This is a genomic window from Armatimonadota bacterium (genome assembly GCA_016125185.1).
Lineage (GTDB): Bacteria > Armatimonadota > Fimbriimonadia > Fimbriimonadales > Fimbriimonadaceae > Fimbriimonas.
Window position 1 is genome coordinate 300,489 of the sequence record WGMG01000001.1, and the last position, 19,107, is coordinate 319,595.

Annotated in this window: 18 protein-coding genes; 13 read left to right on the forward strand and 5 right to left on the reverse strand. The window is 58.7% G+C overall.

The annotated features are described in order from the left end of the window. Positions 1 to 14 precede the first annotated feature (14 nt). Positions 15 to 1,238 (reverse strand): GntR family transcriptional regulator, encoded by a 1,224-nt coding sequence (locus GC165_01295; protein MBI1331493.1) that lies wholly within the window; start codon positions 1,236 to 1,238, stop codon positions 15 to 17. A gap of 217 nt (positions 1,239 to 1,455) precedes the next feature. Between GC165_01295 and cysD the strand changes: the two genes are divergently transcribed. Genes cysD through GC165_01310 form a run of 3 tightly spaced genes read left to right on the forward strand, consistent with a single transcriptional unit; the run spans position 1,456 to position 4,703 of the window. Beyond that, entirely contained in the window at positions 1,456 to 2,349 is an 894-nt protein-coding gene (cysD, locus tag GC165_01300; protein ID MBI1331494.1) for a sulfate adenylyltransferase subunit CysD, read from the forward strand. Beyond that, the gene (gene cysC, locus GC165_01305; GenBank protein MBI1331495.1) at positions 2,350 to 4,122 is read left to right on the forward strand and encodes an adenylyl-sulfate kinase; all 1,773 of its coding nucleotides are present in this window, start codon (positions 2,350 to 2,352) and stop codon (positions 4,120 to 4,122) included. It abuts the gene before it with no gap. Positions 4,123 to 4,175: 53 nt separating this feature from the next. After that, complete coding sequence (locus tag GC165_01310; protein MBI1331496.1) at positions 4,176 to 4,703, forward strand: globin; 528 nt, start codon at positions 4,176 to 4,178, stop codon at positions 4,701 to 4,703. Here the strand turns inward: GC165_01310 and GC165_01315 are convergent. After that, positions 4,693 to 5,325: an HAD-IA family hydrolase gene (locus tag GC165_01315; protein MBI1331497.1), complete on the reverse strand. Its 633-nt coding sequence runs from the start codon at positions 5,323 to 5,325 to the stop codon at positions 4,693 to 4,695. The genes GC165_01310 and GC165_01315 overlap by 11 nt on opposite strands. Before the next feature lie 207 nt (positions 5,326 to 5,532). Between GC165_01315 and GC165_01320 the strand changes: the two genes are divergently transcribed. From GC165_01320 to GC165_01365, 10 genes are all read left to right on the forward strand, one after another. Further along, positions 5,533 to 6,387, forward strand: a complete 855-nt coding sequence (locus GC165_01320) for a hypothetical protein (protein MBI1331498.1) — start codon at positions 5,533 to 5,535, stop codon at positions 6,385 to 6,387. A 5-nt stretch (positions 6,388 to 6,392) separates the two neighbouring features. Next, positions 6,393 to 6,941 (forward strand): hypothetical protein, encoded by a 549-nt coding sequence (locus GC165_01325; GenBank protein MBI1331499.1) that lies wholly within the window; start codon positions 6,393 to 6,395, stop codon positions 6,939 to 6,941. Positions 6,942 to 6,956: 15 nt separating this feature from the next. Then, positions 6,957 to 8,498 carry an NAD(P)H-hydrate dehydratase gene (locus tag GC165_01330; protein MBI1331500.1) on the forward strand — a complete coding sequence of 514 codons (1,542 nt, stop codon included), beginning with the start codon at positions 6,957 to 6,959 and terminating at the stop codon, positions 8,496 to 8,498. Positions 8,499 to 8,543: 45 nt separating this feature from the next. Next, positions 8,544 to 9,812, forward strand: a complete 1,269-nt coding sequence (locus tag GC165_01335) for an FHA domain-containing protein (GenBank protein ID MBI1331501.1) — start codon at positions 8,544 to 8,546, stop codon at positions 9,810 to 9,812. Next, positions 9,812 to 11,317 carry an FHA domain-containing protein gene (locus GC165_01340; protein ID MBI1331502.1) on the forward strand — a complete coding sequence of 502 codons (1,506 nt, stop codon included), beginning with the start codon at positions 9,812 to 9,814 and terminating at the stop codon, positions 11,315 to 11,317. Before GC165_01335 ends, GC165_01340 begins: the two co-directional genes overlap by 1 nt. Before the next feature lie 10 nt (positions 11,318 to 11,327). Then, positions 11,328 to 12,701 (forward strand): VWA domain-containing protein, encoded by a 1,374-nt coding sequence (locus tag GC165_01345; GenBank protein MBI1331503.1) that lies wholly within the window; start codon positions 11,328 to 11,330, stop codon positions 12,699 to 12,701. Positions 12,702 to 12,870: 169 nt separating this feature from the next. Next, on the forward strand, positions 12,871 to 13,233 hold the full coding sequence (locus tag GC165_01350) for a four helix bundle protein (protein ID MBI1331504.1): 363 nt from the start codon (positions 12,871 to 12,873) through the stop codon (positions 13,231 to 13,233). Positions 13,234 to 13,389: 156 nt separating this feature from the next. Next, complete coding sequence (locus tag GC165_01355; protein ID MBI1331505.1) at positions 13,390 to 14,562, forward strand: cellulase family glycosylhydrolase; 1,173 nt, start codon at positions 13,390 to 13,392, stop codon at positions 14,560 to 14,562. Positions 14,563 to 14,572: 10 nt separating this feature from the next. Continuing rightward, on the forward strand, positions 14,573 to 15,652 hold the full coding sequence (locus GC165_01360) for an NADH-dependent flavin oxidoreductase (protein ID MBI1331506.1): 1,080 nt from the start codon (positions 14,573 to 14,575) through the stop codon (positions 15,650 to 15,652). Between the two features lie 21 nt (positions 15,653 to 15,673). Continuing rightward, a complete protein-coding gene (locus tag GC165_01365) occupies positions 15,674 to 16,585 on the forward strand; it encodes an alpha/beta fold hydrolase (protein MBI1331507.1) in 912 nt (303 codons plus the stop codon). Here GC165_01365 and GC165_01370 read toward each other — a convergent pair. From GC165_01370 to GC165_01380, 3 genes are read right to left on the reverse strand one after another with little or no spacing between them, the layout of a single operon-like run. Beyond that, positions 16,563 to 17,294, reverse strand: coding sequence for a hypothetical protein (locus GC165_01370; protein ID MBI1331508.1), 732 nt, complete (start codon positions 17,292 to 17,294; stop codon positions 16,563 to 16,565). The two genes, GC165_01365 and GC165_01370, sit on opposite strands and share 23 nt — an antisense overlap. Positions 17,295 to 17,318: 24 nt before the next feature. Continuing rightward, positions 17,319 to 18,509, reverse strand: coding sequence for a bifunctional phosphopantothenoylcysteine decarboxylase/phosphopantothenate--cysteine ligase CoaBC (gene coaBC / locus GC165_01375; GenBank protein MBI1331509.1), 1,191 nt, complete (start codon positions 18,507 to 18,509; stop codon positions 17,319 to 17,321). After that, complete coding sequence (locus GC165_01380; GenBank protein MBI1331510.1) at positions 18,506 to 19,051, reverse strand: guanylate kinase; 546 nt, start codon at positions 19,049 to 19,051, stop codon at positions 18,506 to 18,508. The genes coaBC and GC165_01380 overlap by 4 nt, the downstream gene beginning before the upstream one ends. Between the last annotated feature and the right edge of the window lie 56 nt (positions 19,052 to 19,107).

Here is a 19,107-nt window from a genome sequence, read left to right on the forward strand (position 1 = left end):
TATTTCAATTGAATTTAGGGCGGGGAACCGGGGTCGGCGGGCTTACCGTTGGGAGTGACCGACAGTTCGGGTTTGGTCGAGGACCGAATGACGAGTGGTGCTTCTAACAAGATGTGTCGGGGAGCCGAGTCAGCAATGCCGGTGATGCGATCCAGCAAAAGATCGCTTGCATACTTTCCGAAGCCGAGAAAGTCCTGGCACGCCGTTGTGAGGGTGTCGTTTTCGGGATTGTCCCACCGGGAAAGGCCGTCGAATCCGATCACCGACATGTCATTCGGGACCGAGACGCCTGCACCTTCGAGGAACGAGATCAGCCAGAACGCAAGCACGTCACACGTGACGAAAACTGCGGTCGGGCGGGGAGTGAGCGAGAGGATTTTCGACGCGAGGCGATGCGCCCACGCCGAGTAAAGACTGTTTTTCGAAAGCCGACCCACATATCGGCCCGCCAACTGCCAAGGTTCGCCCTCGGGGTTTGGCATGTTGTCCGCCACTAGGCAAACGGTATGGTCGCCAAGGCCCGCTTGCTGCATGGCCCGCTTATAACCCTGTATTCGGTCGAGCGCCGGTCGGGGAGTCTCATTGTCCGCCGCGCAAACGATGTCGCGGTGCCCTAGCTTCATCAGGTACTGCACGCACTGGCGAGCGGCCGAGAGGTTCGCTGTACCCACGTGGTCGGCCAGAATTCCGTCCGGTGCCGGACAGTCGGCAAAGACCAGCGGCTTCCCGCGCCGCACGATCTCACGAATGATGTCCGAATTGTCCGCGTAAGGGTCTCTTTGGACAATCGCGCCAACTACATTCTGATTGTCCAAAATTTCGCTCAAAAATTGTCTTTCATCCGACTTGACGTGGTTGCCAAAGAATCGGGTTGGCTCGCGGACGATCATGCGAAACCCTGTCCCCAACAGGCCCGCCGAAATCCCCTTCATGAACCGCAGGGTCGCCTCGTCGGCGATTGGGTGGCTCACCCACACGTGGACCTCGGTCCCCTTCGTCACCGGAGCGATGTCGCGATGGATGCCGACAACCGGCCGTGAGTGCTGAACACGGGTGATGTCGCCCGCATCGGCCAGCACTTGAATCGCAAGTCGAACCGTTCCGCGGCTCACGCCGATCTGATTCGCCATCTCCTGTTCTGCGGGAAGGAAGGAGCCGTACGCGTATGTACCGCTCTGAATGCCTTGGCGAATGGCGTTAACGGTAGCCGCGACGGTAGGGGACAAAGACTTTGCCATAGCAGATTATCGCTCTCCCCTCTCTCTGTTCGCTTCGATTCTAACCAACATTTAACGACTCCTTGGACGAATTGCTGGACATTATACAAAGAAATCCAAAATTGTTCAAACAATTTTCATACATTTTTTCGTAAATTGTTCACTTGACTCTAATATTGTCTAAAATGACTGTCGTTTTCAGTGGTTTCGAGGGAATCCGCGATAATGGTGGAGGCAAATGTTCGACGATTTGGACCATTTAGAAGAGGAGGCGATCTACATCCTGCGCGAGGTCTACGGCCAATTCGCCAACCCCGTCATCCTCTTCTCTGGTGGCAAAGACTCCATCGTCGTCACCCACCTCGCGATCCGCGCTTTTGCGCCGATGCCCCTCCCCTTCCCTCTGCTCCATGTGGATACGGGACACAATTTCCCGGAAACAATCGCGTTTCGTGACCATTTTGTACAAAAGAATAATGCCCGCTTGATCGTCCGCCTCGTCCAAGACACCATCGATCAAGGTCGCGCCGTCGAAGAAACCGGTCCCCGCGCCAGCCGAAACGCGATCCAATCCGTCACCCTCATGGACGCCATCCGGGATCTCAAAATCGACTGCGCCATCGGCGGCGCTCGCCGCGACGAAGAGAAATCCAGAGCCAAAGAGCGTGCCATTTCGTGCCGAAACTCGGCTGGACAATGGGATCCCAAAGCCCAACGACCCGAGTTCGGTCGCCACCTCAACTGCGCCCACTCCGCCGGCGAACACTTCCGCGCCTTCCCCCTCAGCAACTGGACCGAACGCGATGTTTGGTTGTACATCGTCCGTCGCAACCTCCCCGTCCCCGACCTTTATTTCAGCCATACCCGCCTGGTGTTCGAGCGCGAGGGAGTGCTCTACGCTGTCACCGACTTCTTGCAGCCTGACGGCGATGAACTCGCCACTGAGCGAGTCGTCCGCTTTCGCACCGTTGGCGATGCCACTTGCACCGGCGCAATCCTTTCGACCGCCTCGAACCTCGCCGACATCCTCGACGAAATTTCCACGCTACGCACCACCGAGCGCTCCGGTCGCGGAGATGACAAGCGATCCGATACTGCCATGGAAGATCGCAAAAAGCAGGGGTACTTCTAAATGAAGAGCCTCCTCCGCGTCGCCACCGCCGGAAGCGTCGATGATGGCAAAAGCACCCTCATCGGTCGGCTCCTGCTCGAAACCGATTCCCTCCTCGACGATCAGCTTCAAGCCCTGGAAGACTCCAGCCGCCGACGTGGCTCCGAAGAACTCCAACTCGCGCTCGTTACCGACGGTCTCCGCGCCGAGCGCGAGCAGAACATCACGATCGACGTCGCATTCCGTACGTTTTACAGCCGCGACCGCCGCATCATCCTCGCCGATTCGCCCGGTCACGTCGAATACACGCGCAATATGGTCACTGGCGCATCGACCGCCGATGTTGTCATCGTCCTTGCCGATGCCTTTCGGGGCGAGACGGTTCAGAGCCGCCGCCACCTGGCCATCGCCTCCCTCCTCCGCACCCCGCTGATCGTCCTCGCGATTAATAAGATGGACCTGGTCGGCTACGACCAACAAGTCTTCGACCAGCTTCGCGACTCGCTGGTCGGCTTTGCAACCAGTCTCGGGGCGAATCGCGTCGAGGCGGTCCCCATTTCCGCCTTGATCGGTGACAACGTCTGCTCGAAATCGGAGGCGATGCCCTGGTACACGGGTGACTGCCTGCTCGATCTCATCGACCAGTTCGAACCCGAGTCGCAGATCGGTATGGCGAGGTTAGCCGTCCAAAGTGTGCTCCGCGCTGGCGAAAATCGACGCTACTACGCAGGGTCGTTGGTTGGCGGATCGGTGGGCATCGGCGACACCTTGCGAGTGTCTTCGGGCAATAAGTCTGTGGTCGAAGAGATTCTGGTTGCGGGCGATCAGGCTGACCTTGCGCCGTCCGGCTCCGCCTGCGCGGTGCGCTTAGCCGACGAACTCGATATCAGCCGTGGCGACTGGCTGTCCGCCATCGCCTCGCCGCCAACCGAAGCAAGGACTTTTCACGCCACGCTCTTCTGGCTCCAGCCGGAGGCGTTACGCCTCGGCATGACTTACCAACTGCGCCAAGGTCCTCGCACGCTGTCCGCCAAAGTCACATCTATTCTCGGACAGCTTAACTTCGAAACCGGCGCATTCTCGCCCACTGGGTCTATCGCCGTCAACGACGTCTGCCGAGTCGAAATCGAGCTGGCTCAGTCCGCGCCGTTGGAACTCTTCGCCGACAGCCGTGACCTTGGCGGGTTCGTCCTTGTCGATCCTCGCCACCAAACCGTCGCCGCTGGATGTATCGAAGCGATCCTCGATGCCGAAGTCGCTTCCAACGCGAAGCTAAACACTGTTCTGTGGTTGACCGGCCTCAGCGGAGCCGGAAAATCGACTCTCGCCACCGCCATTACCGATGCGCTTCTAGCCCAAGGCGTTGCCGTGATGCATCTGGACGGCGATCTCCTGCGCTCCGGCTTGTGCTCAGATCTCGGCTTTACTGACGAGGATCGCCGAGAGAACGTGCGTCGCACGGCCGAGGTCGCCAAACTCTTCGCACAGCGGGGAACGCTGACCATCTGTTCGCTCATTTCGCCTTCAAAAGCCCAGCGCGACCTCGCCCGCGAAATCCTGGGTGACTGTTTCGTCGAAACCTACGTCCGTTGTGGGTTGGACGAGTGCATCCGCCGCGATCCCAAAGGTTTGTACGCCCGCGCGATCTCCGGTGCGATCCCCCGTTTCACCGGCATCAGCGACCCCTACGAAGCCCCCGAAACGCCGGAACTGGTCGTGGATACCGAACGACACTCCGTCGAAGAGTGCGTTCGGAATGTGCAGTCCTACCTGCGGCGAAGCGGCCGCATGTAAAGATTGGGCACCGATCGCGATAGCAGCCAAGATGCCCGCGTAGAATCGTCCATATGAGCGAGTCCACTATTCCGAGCCCTGCCGATTACGCTGGTGGGCTTGAATCTTTCGAAAAGCTGACGACCGCCTTTTACGAAAAGGTGGGAAAGGATGCGATCTTGGCCCCAATCTTTGAAGAAATGGACCACGAGCATCCCAAACATGTCGCCGCGTTCATGGCTCAGTGCTTCGGGGGCGGGACGCCGTACTCGGGCGACCGGTCGGAAAACGAGGCTTTGCGCGAAATGGTGGGCAAGCACTTGGGCCGCCACCTGACCGAACAACAGCGCCGTCGCTGGGTGGAGCTCCTGTTCGATAGCGCCGACGAGGTCGGCTTGCCGAATGACCCCGAGTTCCGCTCTGCCTTTGCCGCCAAGATCGAATGGGGAAGCCGCATCGCGGTCATGAACTCTCAGATGGACGAGAATCCGGTGGGTCCCGACGACCACATTCCCCGATTCGGATGGGGAAGCGTGCGTGGGCCGTGGGAATCGGTCGGAAGCATCTGCAACTTCGAGTTGGACGAAGAGATCATCCCATAGCGAACAGACCAACTAAATCGCTCGGATGATTGGCCGTCATCGTTGGCCGCGTTGCGACCAACTCATCCGCATCGTGGGCGCCCCAGATGGCCGCGCACGTCTGGACTCCGGCGGCATGCCCCATGTCGATGTCGGCTCTGGCATCGCCGATCATCACCGACTCGGATGGACCGAATGGGAAGGCTTCTCGTACACGATGGATCGACTCGGGGTGCGGTTTGTAGTTGGACACATCGTCGGAGCCAAGGACCATGGCAAACAGGTCCCGCAAGTTCATCAATTCGAGGTTGTGGTCGGCGACGGAGCGCTTTTTGCTGGTGGCGATGGTCAGGGTGTGCCGCGTTCCCAAAACAGACAATGCCTCTCGCATACCACCGAAGACCGTCAGCTCTGAACCCGCCATTTCGGCATAAAGGCGGCGGTAAGTTGCGATCAAATCGGCGGCATCTTTCTGGCCGGACCAGCGAGGAAAAGAGACTTCGAGCGGAATCCCCATCGCCCCTGCAACCTCATTTTCTTCGGGTTCTTCAAGTTCATGGAACCGAAATGCCGCCTGAGTCGCCTTGACAATACAGGAGCGCGAATCAATTACAGTTCCATCCAGATCGAAAATTAGAAGCACCGCACCAGATTATGCCGATAGAAATAACAGTGTGCGGGATTCGTCAGAGGCGAATTCGCGTAATATGTACTAGGAGACAAGATGAAGTGCCCACGCTGTCGCGGAATGGCTCCCGATGGGGCCCAGTTTTGCCCGAATTGCGGCAATGACCTGCGCTTGTTCCAGCAGTCTCCCGCCCAAAAGCAACAAGTTCCTGTGAGGGAGCAGATGCGCAAGGCATCCATGGCTGCTGCCCCCGCCGGTTATTTCCAGGCCCAATCCGCAGCCAGTGCGGTCATGCCTGCTCCGGCCAAAAAGAAGCTTAAAGTTGGTTGGATCATTGCGGGTGTTGCGGCCCTGATGCTCATTGCCTTCGGATTCGTCGCAACCAAACTTCTCGCCAAGAGCGCAACCAATGACCCGTCGAAGGTTCTTGCCAAGCAAGGCGCAACCTCGGGCCCGATGCTGCAGGTAACGGGCAAGGAAGCGCCAGTCCTCGGTCAGACCGCCAAAGTTCCGACCGAAATGCCGGACGACGTTTTGCGATGGCTTCAGCACCTGGAGCGCATCGAAAAACAACGCGGCAAACTAGCCCGCCAGGGCCTTTCTGATTTGATGGTCATGGCTCAGTCGGCTCAGTTCGGCACCGACCTCGACAGCTTGAAGTCGCTTGCGACTGGAGACCCGGACGCACCGGATCCGACTCCGGCGGCGGACAAGATCGCCGAGTCGAACGTCGGAACCAAGAAGGCCTGGTCCGATCTGCGCGTCGATTTCGATAGCTACCCGCCTCCAGCCGAGTGCCAGACTATCGCCAACTCGTACGGCCACGCGCTCGACGAGACCGGGGCGATGATCACCGACATCAACGACGCCATCGCTCAATCGAAGGACGACGTCAACGCCGCGCTGAAAAAGCTGTACGGTATGCAGCACACCTCGGGCGACATCGACAAGTTCGGCTCGGAAACGGACGACAAGGTGAAGGCTATTTGCGAAAAGTACAACAAGCGCAAGTGGTTTAGCATCAGTTCCGACTTCGGCAACTCGAATATCTTCCAATCTCTCGGCGGTCTTCACTAGACAGCATGACGCTCTTTTCGAAGCTTCGGCCGAGCAAGCCCGTAAGGCGCACTCGACCGAAGGTCGATGAGACAATTCAAACCGCCGCCGACCAAGCCTTGGACGAGGCGCAGTCAAAATTTCCTCTTCCCTATACGCCGATGCTGGAATGGCGTCGGTACAGCGTCACGGCGGGTATGGCGCACTATCAGCAAGGGCTTATCAGTCTTTCCAGCATCGTGCTGAAGGATCCAGATCATGTGCGCGAGACGCTTCTGCACGAGTACGCGCACCTGCTGGCCTTCGCACGTCATGGCCGACGTGGGGCCGGGCATGGCAAACACTGGCGTCAAGCCATGGTCGATTTGGGTTTAGAACCCAAGGTTCATCATCATTACGAGGTGGTGCGGAACCAATCGCATCAGAAGGTGGTGTATCGTTGTAAGCGTTGCGGCTACACCTTCGACCGAAAAAGGCGACTTCCCCAGCGAAAACGCTATTTTCATCGTGATTGCGGTGGACAAATCGCGTTTGTTGAAGTACAAAGAGCGACAAGACAAAAAGAATCAGCGTAGAGTCAAATACCCCGGATGTGGATTGCAAACGTCGATAAGACCCGGATTCTTGAGCAGAAAACGGAGTGTGAGTTCGGAATCTGCGCCTCCGTCCTGATGGAGCGTGCCGGGCTTGCCGTCTTTGACGCTCTTCGCGAACTCGTTCCCCCTGGCGGCCGTGTGATGGTTTTCGCCGGAAAGGGGCATAACGGCGGCGATGGGCTCGTCGTGGCGAGGATCGCCCACCAGCACGGCTACCGAGTCGACGTGATGATGACCGGGATGGAAGAGTGCCTCGCTCCGCTTTGCCGCCATCAACTCGACGCCGCAGTCAACGCCGGAATCGAACCCATTTTCCCGAGTAGCCACTGTTGGAGCAAGAAGCTCGACCAAATCGGGGCGAAGGACGTGATCATCGACGCTATTCTCGGCATCGGCGCGAAGAAAGAGGTTCACGGCTCGGTGCGCGAGTGCATCCAGGCGATCAATCGAAGCGGCGTACCCGTCATCTCCGTCGACGTTCCCAGCGGCATCTGTTGCGACACTGGCGAGGAACTGGGTGAGAGCGTATGGGCGCTGAGGACGATCACCTTTGGCATGGCCAAGCCGTATCTTTTCCAAGGAATCGGCCTGGAGCACGCGGGGTTCTGGTCGGTTTCTGAGATCGGATTTCCGCAGGTCTTGCTGACCGAACCGTCCGAGGCGCGCGTCCTCGACGGCGAATGGGTTGCGAGCCTTCTGCCTGAGAGACTGAAGTCCAGCCACAAGGGCGACAACGGTCACGTGCTCATCATTGCGGGAAGCAAATGGATGCGTGGCGCGGCGTCGCTGGCGGCGATGTCGGCGTTGTCCGCCGGAGCCGGATTGGTGACCGTTGCCTCGGTGCCAAGCGTTTGCGACGCGGTCGCCGCTCATGTCCCCGAAGCATTGCTCCTGCCTCTGCCCGAGATCGACGGCGTGATCAGCCCGACCGCGATCCGCACCCTCATCGAGCTTGAGCATAAGTTTGTTTCGACCGTTGTTGGCCCCGGTCTGAGCACCGAGGAGCCGGTGATGGAATTTTTGCAGGAGTTGTTCTGCCAATGGGCGATTCCCTGCGTGGTCGATGCCGACGCCCTTAACTGCGTGGCGGCCGGAGTTCAACTCCCGATGACGGACTGCGTGCTCACGCCGCACCCCGGCGAAATGAGCCGACTCCTCCACTCCAGCGTGGCTGAGATTCAATGCGACCGATTCCGAACGGTTCGCACAGCGGTTGAGGACATGAAGCAGTGCGTACTCCTGAAGGGTCCGTATAGCATCGTCGGTGAGCCAAACCAGCCATTGCTGGTTAATTGCACCGGCAATCCGGGGCTGGCGAGCGCGGGAATGGGTGACGTTTTGAGTGGCATCATCGGAACCCTGATGGCGCAGGATTTGCCCGGCTACTACGCGGCGGGGTGCGGCATGTTCTGGCATGGAGCGGCGGCGGACATCTGCGCCGAGGAGATTGGGCAGGTTGGCTATCGAGCATCGGACGTTGCCAAGGCCCTGCCATTCGCCCGGTCCAGAATCGTCTCCGCTTGTATGGAACGTTAAAGAATCCCACCGAATTTCGGCAATTCAGGCTAGAATGTCCTCAGAGTGCTACGAAAATTACCAGCCCTTCTGCTCCTAGTTTTATCCGCGAGCGCTTTTGCGGCCCAAGAAGTGACCATCACTTTTCCAGATAGCTCCGAACATATCGTGTTCGAATCCGCGAATTGGCCCACCTCCGACCCGCCCAAGTCGATCACCTTCAAGGTGGCAAAGATCAATTTCGCACTCGATACAACGAATAAGACTGATCGCATTTTCGTCGTCGATACCGCCGCCAACAAGCTCGCGTCCAAGACCCTTGCCGAGATCAAGGATAACAACTGGACGATGACCAAGGACGACTTCAAGGACCTCTATAAGGTGAAGGTCGAGGTCTCCACGCCGAAGGGGCCAATCGCAGCGGCGTCCGTCATGTTGGCTGACGCGGCGGATGAGCGAACCGACCTGGTCGACCCATCCACCAACGGCACCGCCTCGTTCATGTTTGTGAAGGCTGGCGAGGTGAAGGTCGCCGTGACGTACAAGGCGAACGGCCAAGCAAAGGACCCGGTCAAGCAGTCGTTCACTGTCGGCGGCGATAAGGACGCGACGCTAAAAGTCGCGGTTCCCGACGGGGACGCGGTCGCGGCTGGCACCGCTCCGGCGGGTAATACGCCTGCGTCAGATACGGGCTCGTCGAAGGAAAAAGGCAAAGATTCAGGCGATAAGAAAGGCGACGAGAAGGTCGACACCGGCAACGGAATGCTCGGCAATCTCTTCATGACCCTTATCGGGTTTGCCGTCGTCGCGGGCGTTGGCTATTGGATCGTCCTCTTCATGAAGAAGAATCCGGATCGCGTGAAGGACACAATGACGAAGCTGGGGGCCGATGTGCCGAAGCCGTACGACCCGGCGACAGACCCGGCCAACGATCCAAACCCGGTCGCTCCGATCAAGCCTCAACCACTTCAGCAGATCATTCTCGATCAGTCGTCGGCTCCGGCCGTAGCGCCGGTGCCGATGAGCGCGACTCCGGCCGCCGCACCGACGGTGACGGGTATTCCCAAGCTCATCGCAGGAGATGGAAGCGCGTTCCAACTGCCCGAAGGCGAGACGGTGGTGGGTCGAGAATTTGGCAACGGTTTGGTCGTCCCGGACGATACGGTCTCTAGAAAACACGCAACTCTGCTGAAAATGGGAACAAGTGTCGAACTGCATGATCACGGAAGCACGAACGGAACGTGGGTTAATGGCGTCAAAGTTTCCGGGTCGCAAACACTTCGACCAGGAGACTCGGTCCGATTTGGAAAAATCGAATACCGATTTGAAGGCTAATGGGAAGCATTCTATTTAAGGCAATAGCGGGAATGATCGCCGGGCTCGCGGCTTGGGCGATCGTCGAGCCGTTCAAACCAGCGCTGTACTCGGAAGCGTGGGGCAACTTCGAAAGCGCCCTCATGTTCTTCTGGGCGATTTTCCTCGGCGCGACCGTCGGCTTCATGAGCGGCTACCAGCGCGGTAGTCGAACCCACGCCTTAAAGGAATGCGGCCTGAGCGCCCTCTTTGCTCTGGTGGGCATCATCATTTTCAGGAGCCTGGCGGCTCCCTTTACCGCCCTCATCGGGGCGGGACCGCTGACGATCATTGGCCGTATCGGCGCAATCGGCATCATCGGCGCTGGTCTGGGCGGTGGTATCGGCATCGCAACATTCGTCCCTCGACGCGGTATCCAAGGTCTGGTCGGCGGCTTGATCGGTGGCGCGGTGGCGGGTGGCCTGTTCGATATCGTTGGCGCGTTTGCTAGCGGCCTCGACCTGACGCTTCACCACGTGAAGCAGGGTAGCGTCGGCGAAGTCGGCGCGATTCCCCGAGCTCTAACCTCGATCATCATGTGCGGCGCGATCGCCCTTATGATCGGCATCATCGAAGCGCTCAGCCGCTCGGCGTGGCTTCGCCTAGAGCTTGGACGCAACGAGGGCAAGGAATGGGCGCTGGATAAGCCGGTGATGACCATCGGCCGATTCGAGCGGGCCGATATTCCGCTTTTCGGCGACCAAAGCGTTGCCCCTCAGCACGCCGTCATCCAAAAGCAGGGCGGCTCGTATGTTCTGATCGACCAGGGGTCGCAGATGGGAACCGGCGTTAACGGCCAACGAGTCCAGCAAGTGATGCTGAACCCCGGCGACGCGATCCAGATCGGCGGCTTCAACCTACGGTTTTTGATGAAGAATGCGAAGGTTCCCAACCGGGGACCGGAGCCAAATCGAGGCATGGCGTTCCCAATCAGCGGTCCAGGCCAACCCGCTATGCAACCCATGCCGGGCATGCAGCCAACCATGATGGGACCAGGCGGTCCGGTTCAACCTGTTCAGCCAATGCAGCCAACGATGATGAACCCCGCCATGCAGCCGACTATGATGAATCCGGCTATGCAACCGACGATGATGAATCAAGCGCCGATGCAGCCAACGATGGCGGTACCCCAACAAAATTTCGATCCGACGGTCGCAGTTGCATCTCAGCCGAACTTTCAGCCGACTATGGCAGTCCAAACAAGCGGATTCGCACTGGTTGCGATGGATGGGCCGTTGATGGGGCAACGTTTCCCCCTCGGCGGGCCGTTAGAACTAGGGAGGGAGTCACAAATGGTACCGATGGGATTCGACACAAGCGCGAGCCGAAAGCATGCGCGAATTGAACCTGCGGGCGCTGGAGTGAACGTCACCGACCTCGGCAGTACGAACGGAACTTTCGTTAATGGACAACGAGTGGCTACAGCAACCGCAAAAAATGGCGATATTGTAAAAGTAGGCGCAACAAGTTTTCGCATAGAATCCTAAAGGCAGAACCATGGACCTGACACAAAGAGTAGACATCAACCGAACAGTAATGACCAGCGCACCCGTCGCAGGTGGCGGTCAGCCAACCATGGCCATGTCCCCGACCGACATGGGTCGCACCTCGGTCATGGCGCCGATGACCGCCTTGGAAGTCGAAATCGTGCCCGGTCGAACCGTCACGATGGCCAACGGTCCAGCTCGTGAGCAATTTCTGCTGGAGCTTCGCGCCGGTGGCGGATCGGAGACGTTCGGCGGAATCGTGAGCGGAAGCCGCACGCCGATGAACCTCTGCCTTGTCATCGACCGATCCGGTTCAATGGAGGGCCAGCCGCTTGAGTTTGTGAAACAGGCGTGTTCGCACGTAGTCGATCTTCTGTCGCCGACCGACGTTCTGAGCATTGTCACCTTCGAAGAGATGGTCGAGGTTCTGATGCCGCCCCAGCAGGTGACCAATAAGGACATGGTCAAGGCGGGAATCAGCCGACTCCAAGCCGGAAACACCACCAATTTGTACGATGGCATCTCGCTGGCCATGCAGCAGATTATGCAGTTCATCGAGTCGAACCGCGCCACGCGAATGATCGTTTTGACCGACGGCGACCCGACGGCGGGCATCAAGGACTACACCGCGCTGGTGAACCACGCGGGCGAATTGCGCAGCCGAGGAATCTCGGTCACGTTCTTGGGCTTCGGTCCCGACTACAACGAAGAGCTGTTGGCGGGCATGGCCAAGAAGGCGGGCGGTAACTACTACTTCATTCCCCAGCCTCAGCTCATCCCAGAAATTTTCCGATCCGAGCTTGAAAAGCTCATGACGACCGTCACGCGAAACATGTCGCTTGAGCTGAAGTTGGCTCGATGGGTTTCGATGCGCGCGCCTCAACAGGCGACGGATGGCGGCTCAGTCACGATTCCGTTGGCGGACATGGAGCGCGGAAGCGTCATTCAGCAGGTCATCGACCTGGAGTTCCCCAACCACCCGCTCGGCCACTACCGAGTCCTAGGCGGCAAGCTCTCGTATGAGGACCTGCTGACCGGCGAGCACAAGGTGCTCGACCTCGACTTCGAGATGGAGTTCTCGTCCGATTCGGCCCGCTACTCGGCACCGGTGAACCCACGTGTGGGTCAAGCCGCGACGATTGTGGCTTCCAGCAAGGCGATCGAGAAGACGGTTATGGGCCTCAAGACGGGCGCGATCACCCAGATGGGCGCGATCCAAGAGCTTCAGAAGACGCAAATGCTGTTGGTCAACGAAGGCCGAACGGCGGAAGCGCAAGAAGTCACGATGGCTCTGCGTGCGTTGCAGACTGGCGATAAGGGCGCGGCGGAGAAGACCCTCATGGGCACCTTCGTCAACCTTGACACCGGTAAGTCGAGCAAGTAAGGCTTTCTGGGCAGAGGGCGTGCACTTCGTGCAAGGGCTCACTACGTTAGGGCATAGGGCTCGCTTCGCTAGGGCATGCACTGCGTGCAAGGGCAACGCTACGCTTAGGGCGTCGACTTCGTCGAAGGGCTAAGGGCATCTATTCACTTATTTGGTTAAACTCAACCGGATGAGTTATCGCAATCTGACGGCTTGGGACAAGTCGATGTTGATGGTTGTCAAAGTGTATGATTTCTGCGCCACTCTGCCAGCGGATGAGAAGTTTGTTTTGAGTGCGCAGATGCGGCGAGCTGCCCTTTCGATTCCCTCAAATATCGCGGAAGGCTATGGAAGGGGAACCAAACAGGATTACGCTCGCTTTCTTGATATTTCGATGGGCTCCCTCCGCGAACTCCAAACGCAACTAGAAGTGGCGCGCAGGCTTAAATTTGGGGAAACCAAGGCACTCCAAGACGAACTTGAGGAGTTGGCTCGCATCATACGTGGACTGTCAAAGTCGCTTCGCAAAGACACCCCTCCCGAGGGTTCGTAGCTTAGCACGCGGAATCAATGCCCTTTCTCTAGCACGGAGTGTGTGCCCTCGCGCAGCGTCGCCCTTCGACGCAGTCGACGCCCTTGTTTTGATTTCATCTGTTATCATCTTTCCGATTCAAATGGCCCCGTGATAAGCTGAAATCGAGGTCCCTCGATGATGATTTTGACCGCTGCCGCCGCCCTCGCTTTCCAATCCCTCGTGCCTTTGCACACCGACGGCGAGAGCCTCGTCGATCCAAGCGGGAAGAAGGTGCTTCTGCGTGGCGTGAACTTCGGCAGTTGGTTTGTCGAGGAAATTTGGATGACGCCCTGGAAGAACAAGGCAAGTGCCAGTGCGCCGGAAACGGTGCGCGACCATGATTCGCTGTGGTCCACTATCGAGAAGCGGTTGGGGCATGAAGCGATGATCCACATTCGCGACGCGTGGCGAGATAATTGGATCACGCAAGAGGATTTTAACCGCGTGAAAGCGATGGGCCTCAACCACGTTCGTTTGCCGATTCTCCATGACTTGATCGACGAGCCGGGAGGGATGGAGCGGCTGAAGGGCGCAATTGCGATGGCGAAGAAGGCGGGGCTGTATGTGGTGCTGGACATGCACGGCGCGCCGGGCGGGCAGAGCGACGAGCATCACACAGGCAAGGAGAACCGCAACCGCCTCTGGTTCGACGTGGAGAACATCGCGGAGATGGAGCAAAAGTGGACGAGGCTGGCGACGGCCTTTCGCGACGATCCAACCGTGGCGGTGTACGACATCATGAACGAGCCGATGGGTGCGCCAAACCCGGCAATGCTCCATCTCGTCTACGACCGCGTGATCCGCGCGATTCGAAAAGTGGATCCCAAGAAGGTCGTGCTCGTCGACGACGGCTACAAAGGCTTCGACACGACGCCGCATCCGAACGTAGCAGGGTGGACCAACGTCGCGTTTTCGCTTCACTTTTACAATTTCGACGCCAAGAAGCCTGAGGACCACGTGGCCCAACTCGAGAAGAACATCCCGAAAATCAAGGAGCTTCAGGGCTACCGCAATGCGCCGATCTACATTGGCGAGTTTCAGCTTGAACCACAGTTCAGTGCGACCGGTCTGAAGCAGTTCACGAGCGACCTGACCAAGCATGGATGGTCGTGGGCGATGTGGACATGGAAGGCGTGCAGTGCGGACGGTCCGGTGGGCAACTGGGGGCTCTATCGTCCGGCGGGCGCTATCGACGCGGCCGACCCGTTCCATGACTCCGAAGCGGAGCTGATCCGCAAAATTAAGCATTATCGTACCGAGTTCTGGACCGCGCCGAAGGATAACGTTCAGGCGCTGACCCTCAAGTAAACTTGAGGCCGTGAAGCCCCTCCTTGCGCCGGTTCGGCTAGGCAGTCTTGAACTTAAAAATGGGTTCATCGTTGCGCCGATGACCACCTATTCCAGCCGCGATGACGGCATTATCGCCGACGACGAAATCCCGTATCTGGCGCGGCGGGCCGAGGGTGGATTTGCGGCCGTGATGACCGCGGCCTGCTACGCGCACCCCTCGGGCAAGGCGTTCTCGGGTCAGTGGGGATGCGACGCGGACGACAAGCTGGATTCGCTCCGACGAGTGGCGGACGCGATTCACGAGAAGGGTTCGAAGGCAATTCTACAGATTCACCACGGTGGCCGTCAGTGTCCGCCCGAACTCGGGGGTGGCGAATGCCTTTCGGCGAGTGCGGTCGCCAGCGAGCGGGAAGGTGCGCCAACCCCACGAGAGATGACGGATGCCGAAATCGTGCGAACACTCGGCGACTACGCTCGGGCGGCGGTTCGAGCCAAGGAGACGGGCTACGATGCGGTCGAGATTCACGGTGCGAACACGTACCTGATCCAACAGTTCGTGAGTCCGCACAGCAATCGGCGCACCGACAGATGGCGGGCAGACGATTTCCTTTTCCCGACCGAACTTGTGCGGCAGGTTCTGGACGCGGTGGGCGATTTTCCAGTTGGGTATCGGTTTAGTCCCGAAGAGCCGGAGACGCCGGGTATCCGATTGGAGCGGACATTTGAGTTGGTGGACCGCTTATGCGGGTTCCCACTCAGCTTCCTGCACCTTTCGCTCCGCAGCTACGACCAACTGAGCCTGCATGGGCACGGCGACCAGCCAATCCTGCGACAGTTGAGTGATCGGATCGCCGGGCGCTTGCCTCTGGTGGGAGTCGGATCGGTCAAATCGGCAGAGGATGTGGCGAAAGCGGTCGATTTGGGGTGCGACGCTCTGGCGATCGCCCGAGGTGCGATCTATGACCCCGATTGGGTTGCCCATTACGCCGCGGAAAAACCCATTAGTAAAACTTTAGTACGCGAATCTTTCTCGGAGGACGTTGTTCTGCCTCGGGGTCTGACAGAACGTATTCTGAAAGTCCCTGGTTGGTTCGATTTCGCCGATTAATTCTCGTAGAATAGAGTTACAGTGGACGATCCCCGCTACTGGCTAAACCGAGCCGAGTATCCGTTCGCTCTTCGCGAATTCGACTCTGGAGAAGGTTGGATGAACTACGTGGACGAGGGCCAGGGGCGCACCGTTTTGTTTGTCCATGGCAACATGACGTGGTCGTTCCTCTTTCGGCGGATGATTGAGGGGTTGAGCGACCGCTACCGTTGCGTCGCCCTGGACCATTTGGGATTCGGCCTCAGCGAAAAGCCGGGCGACGCCGACTACCGACCGGAGGGGCACTCGCGGCGGTTTGGCAAATTCATGGAGCACATGGCTCTGCGCGATGTCACGCTCGTGGTACACGACGTTGGCGTTCCGATCGCGCTGGACTGGGTGGCCGACCATCCCGATGTGGTTCGCGATATTGTCATTTTCAATTCGAACCTGTGGAATCTGGATAAGAATCTCTACGCGATGAAGCTGGCCATGATGATGATGAACCCGATCAACCGGCTTTACTACCGCATGATCCAGTCTGCGCCAGGGTTTGTGCTTCCGGCCGCGTTTGCCGACCGACACCGCATGCCTCGGAGCATCGAGCGGCAATATCTGAAGCCGTTTGGCTATCACGACGATCGGATCGGCGTGTATACGATGATCGAATGCTGGAAGCGGAGCGGCCCCTGGTTCGACTCGGTGGGTGCCAAGGTGGCGAGTTTGAAGGCGAAAAAGGTTCTGCTGATGTGGGGCCATAAGGACCCAATGCTAGGCGAGGAAGACTACAAGCGAATGCTCGAAATCTTTCCCAACGCTTCGACGGTTGAGTTTGCCGAGTCCGGGAAGTTTGTGCCGGAAGAACAACCGGAACGCGTGACAGGCGAGATTCAGTGGTTCCTGATGAACAGCGGTAACCCGTCGCTGTCGCTTATTCAGCAACTCGGCGGTTAGGAAACGCGCTGGTGTATTCGTTGCTAAACTGCCAGTAGTAGGTGCTGTCGTCGAGTTTGTACGCGGCGAAGTTCCCGTCAACGAAGGCGCATTTGTGGACGCCGATCGAAGCGGCCAACTTGCGGTTTCTTTCGAGAATCTCATCGGCTTGAATCTGAATACTGGGCGGCACTGCATCCCACATTTTCTTCAGTTCCTTTGACGCTATGCCAGCGGTACCCGACGAAAGCAGTCTTTGGCCATACTGGGGGAGCATCGCCGTTGCCTTACCTTGCAAGCAAGTGGCAATCCAAACTTCGGACCAGAGAGTCCATCCCGCCGATGTCTTAGCCGGGGCGAAGGCGAGCGCAAGGGTTGGATTCATCTCCGGCTCAAATCCGGTGAGGCTCATCAGATCGTTGACGATGGTGGTCGAACTGGCGTCGGCGGGGTTCGGGGCAAAAATCCGCACAAAATACTGTCGGTTTTGGTCGATCTTGGATACTCGGCCGTTCACGCAAAAATCTGTTTGGCGCAACATCTGGAGTTGTTCTGACGAGAGTGGGCTATAGTCGGCCCGGAACTCTTCGAGGGCTTTGCGCTCGCGAACGGACTTGGATGACGGGAAAAGGAGAAAAAGGGCGCATACCGCAAAGATGGCAATCATGATGATCGCCATCGGCGAAAGCCGACGCTTCGGCTCCGAAATGGGCGGTGCGTCTGTCTGCACTATGCTATGTAGACGCTTTTTTGGTTATGTTTGGTTCACGGAAAGGGCCGCGATTGCTTCGAGAAGCCACCAAGCACAGGAGAATTTCGACCGTTGACCACTGTCCAGCACTTGACCATCGGCAAAAACCAACTGAAGACGATTGCGGTCCGATCCGAACCCGATGGCCGGATCGGAAACATCGTTGGCGGCGATGGCGGCCAAACCCTTGCGCATGATCTTGGCTTGGGCGACGGAAACGTCCGAGGTCGGCTCGGCGGCAAAGCCGACGACAACTGCTTTGGGCGCGGCTTTGGCTAGGTCGGCGATGATGTCGGGATTGGCAACGAGTTCGAGGTGAAGCTCGCTAGATTCGCGTCGGATCTTGCCGACGACCGGTTCTGCGACGCGATAGTCGGCGACTGCGGCCACGCCGATGATGAAATCGCTTTCGGCGGCGAAGTCGAGGCTTCGCGCGTGCATTTCGAGGGCGGTCGTGACTCGGTGCACATCGGCACCAAGGGGGAGAGGTTCGGTCTGTGGTCCGGCGACGACAGTGACAGTCGCTCCCATCTGGAGGGCGGCCCGGGCGAGCGCCGACCCCATTTTGCCGCTCGATCGGTTAGAAAGGTAACGCACCGAATCGATGGGCTCCTGCGTCGGGCCCGAGGTGATCAGGACCCGCTTCCCGGCGAGCAGTTGGGAAGTCGCTAAGGTTTCCTGGACAGCCTGAACAATTCCGGCAATCGAGGCGAGTTTGCCCTGGCCATGTTCACCGCAGGCGACATCGCCCTCGGCGGGTTCGACAATGCGGATGCCTCGGTCGTGTAAGGTTTGCAACGATGCCTGTACCGTGTCGTTCAGGTACATCTGAGGGTTCATCGCCGGGGCAACGACCATCGGTCGGGTCGAGACGAGGGCGAGGGTGGTGAGCATGTCGTCGCCGATGCCCTGGGCGATCTTGTTAATGGTGTTAGCTGTGGCGGGGGCGATGACGACGATGTCGGCTTGGCGGGCCCAGTCGATGTGGGCCATGCGACCGGGAATCGGCTCTTGGAAAGCGTCGGTTAGGCAGGGGTTACCAGTGAGAGTCTCGAATAGGACGGCGCTGACGAAGTTTTGGGCGGCGTCGGTGAGGCAAACGCGCACACTGTGCCCGCTCCGCATCAACTCACGCGCCAGATCGGCGGCGCGGTAGGCGGCGATTGAGCCGCTTACTCCCAGCAGAACGTTCACTCTACGATCCTCTCCAGCATGGCCACCGTCATTCCTACGTCCATGTTGACCAGTCGATGCTGATACTTGGGGGCGACGGCGAGTTCGTCGGCGGCGTTCTGCAGGCGCTTCTCGATCACGGCTTCGTCGTCGGTGCCTCGTCCGCGAATGCGTGCCTCTAGCTCGACCATGGATGGCGGCAAGATGAAGACGGTGATGGCATCCTTGCGTAGCGTCATGGCGTGGAGTGCCCCTTGGACGTCGATTTTGAGGATGGCGATACGGCCAAGCTCCAGCATCGTTTCGAGGTCAGTGAGGGGCGTGGCGTACCAGTTGCCATGGACCTCTTTGAATTCGAGGAAGTCGCCGCGCGAGGCCATTTCTTGGAAGTCTTCGATGGAGACGAAGTGGTAGTCGATGCCATCGACTTCACCGGTCCTCGGGGCACGAGTGGTGTAGGCGACGACCCGCTGGACGCGGGGATTGACGGCCCGCCATGCGTCGATGACGGTGTCTTTCCCGACCCCGCTTGGGCCACTCAGAATCACGAGCTTCCCACTCATTCAAAAGAAATTGTACTGTACCGATAGGGCTTCAGGAACGAGCGCCCTATCGGACA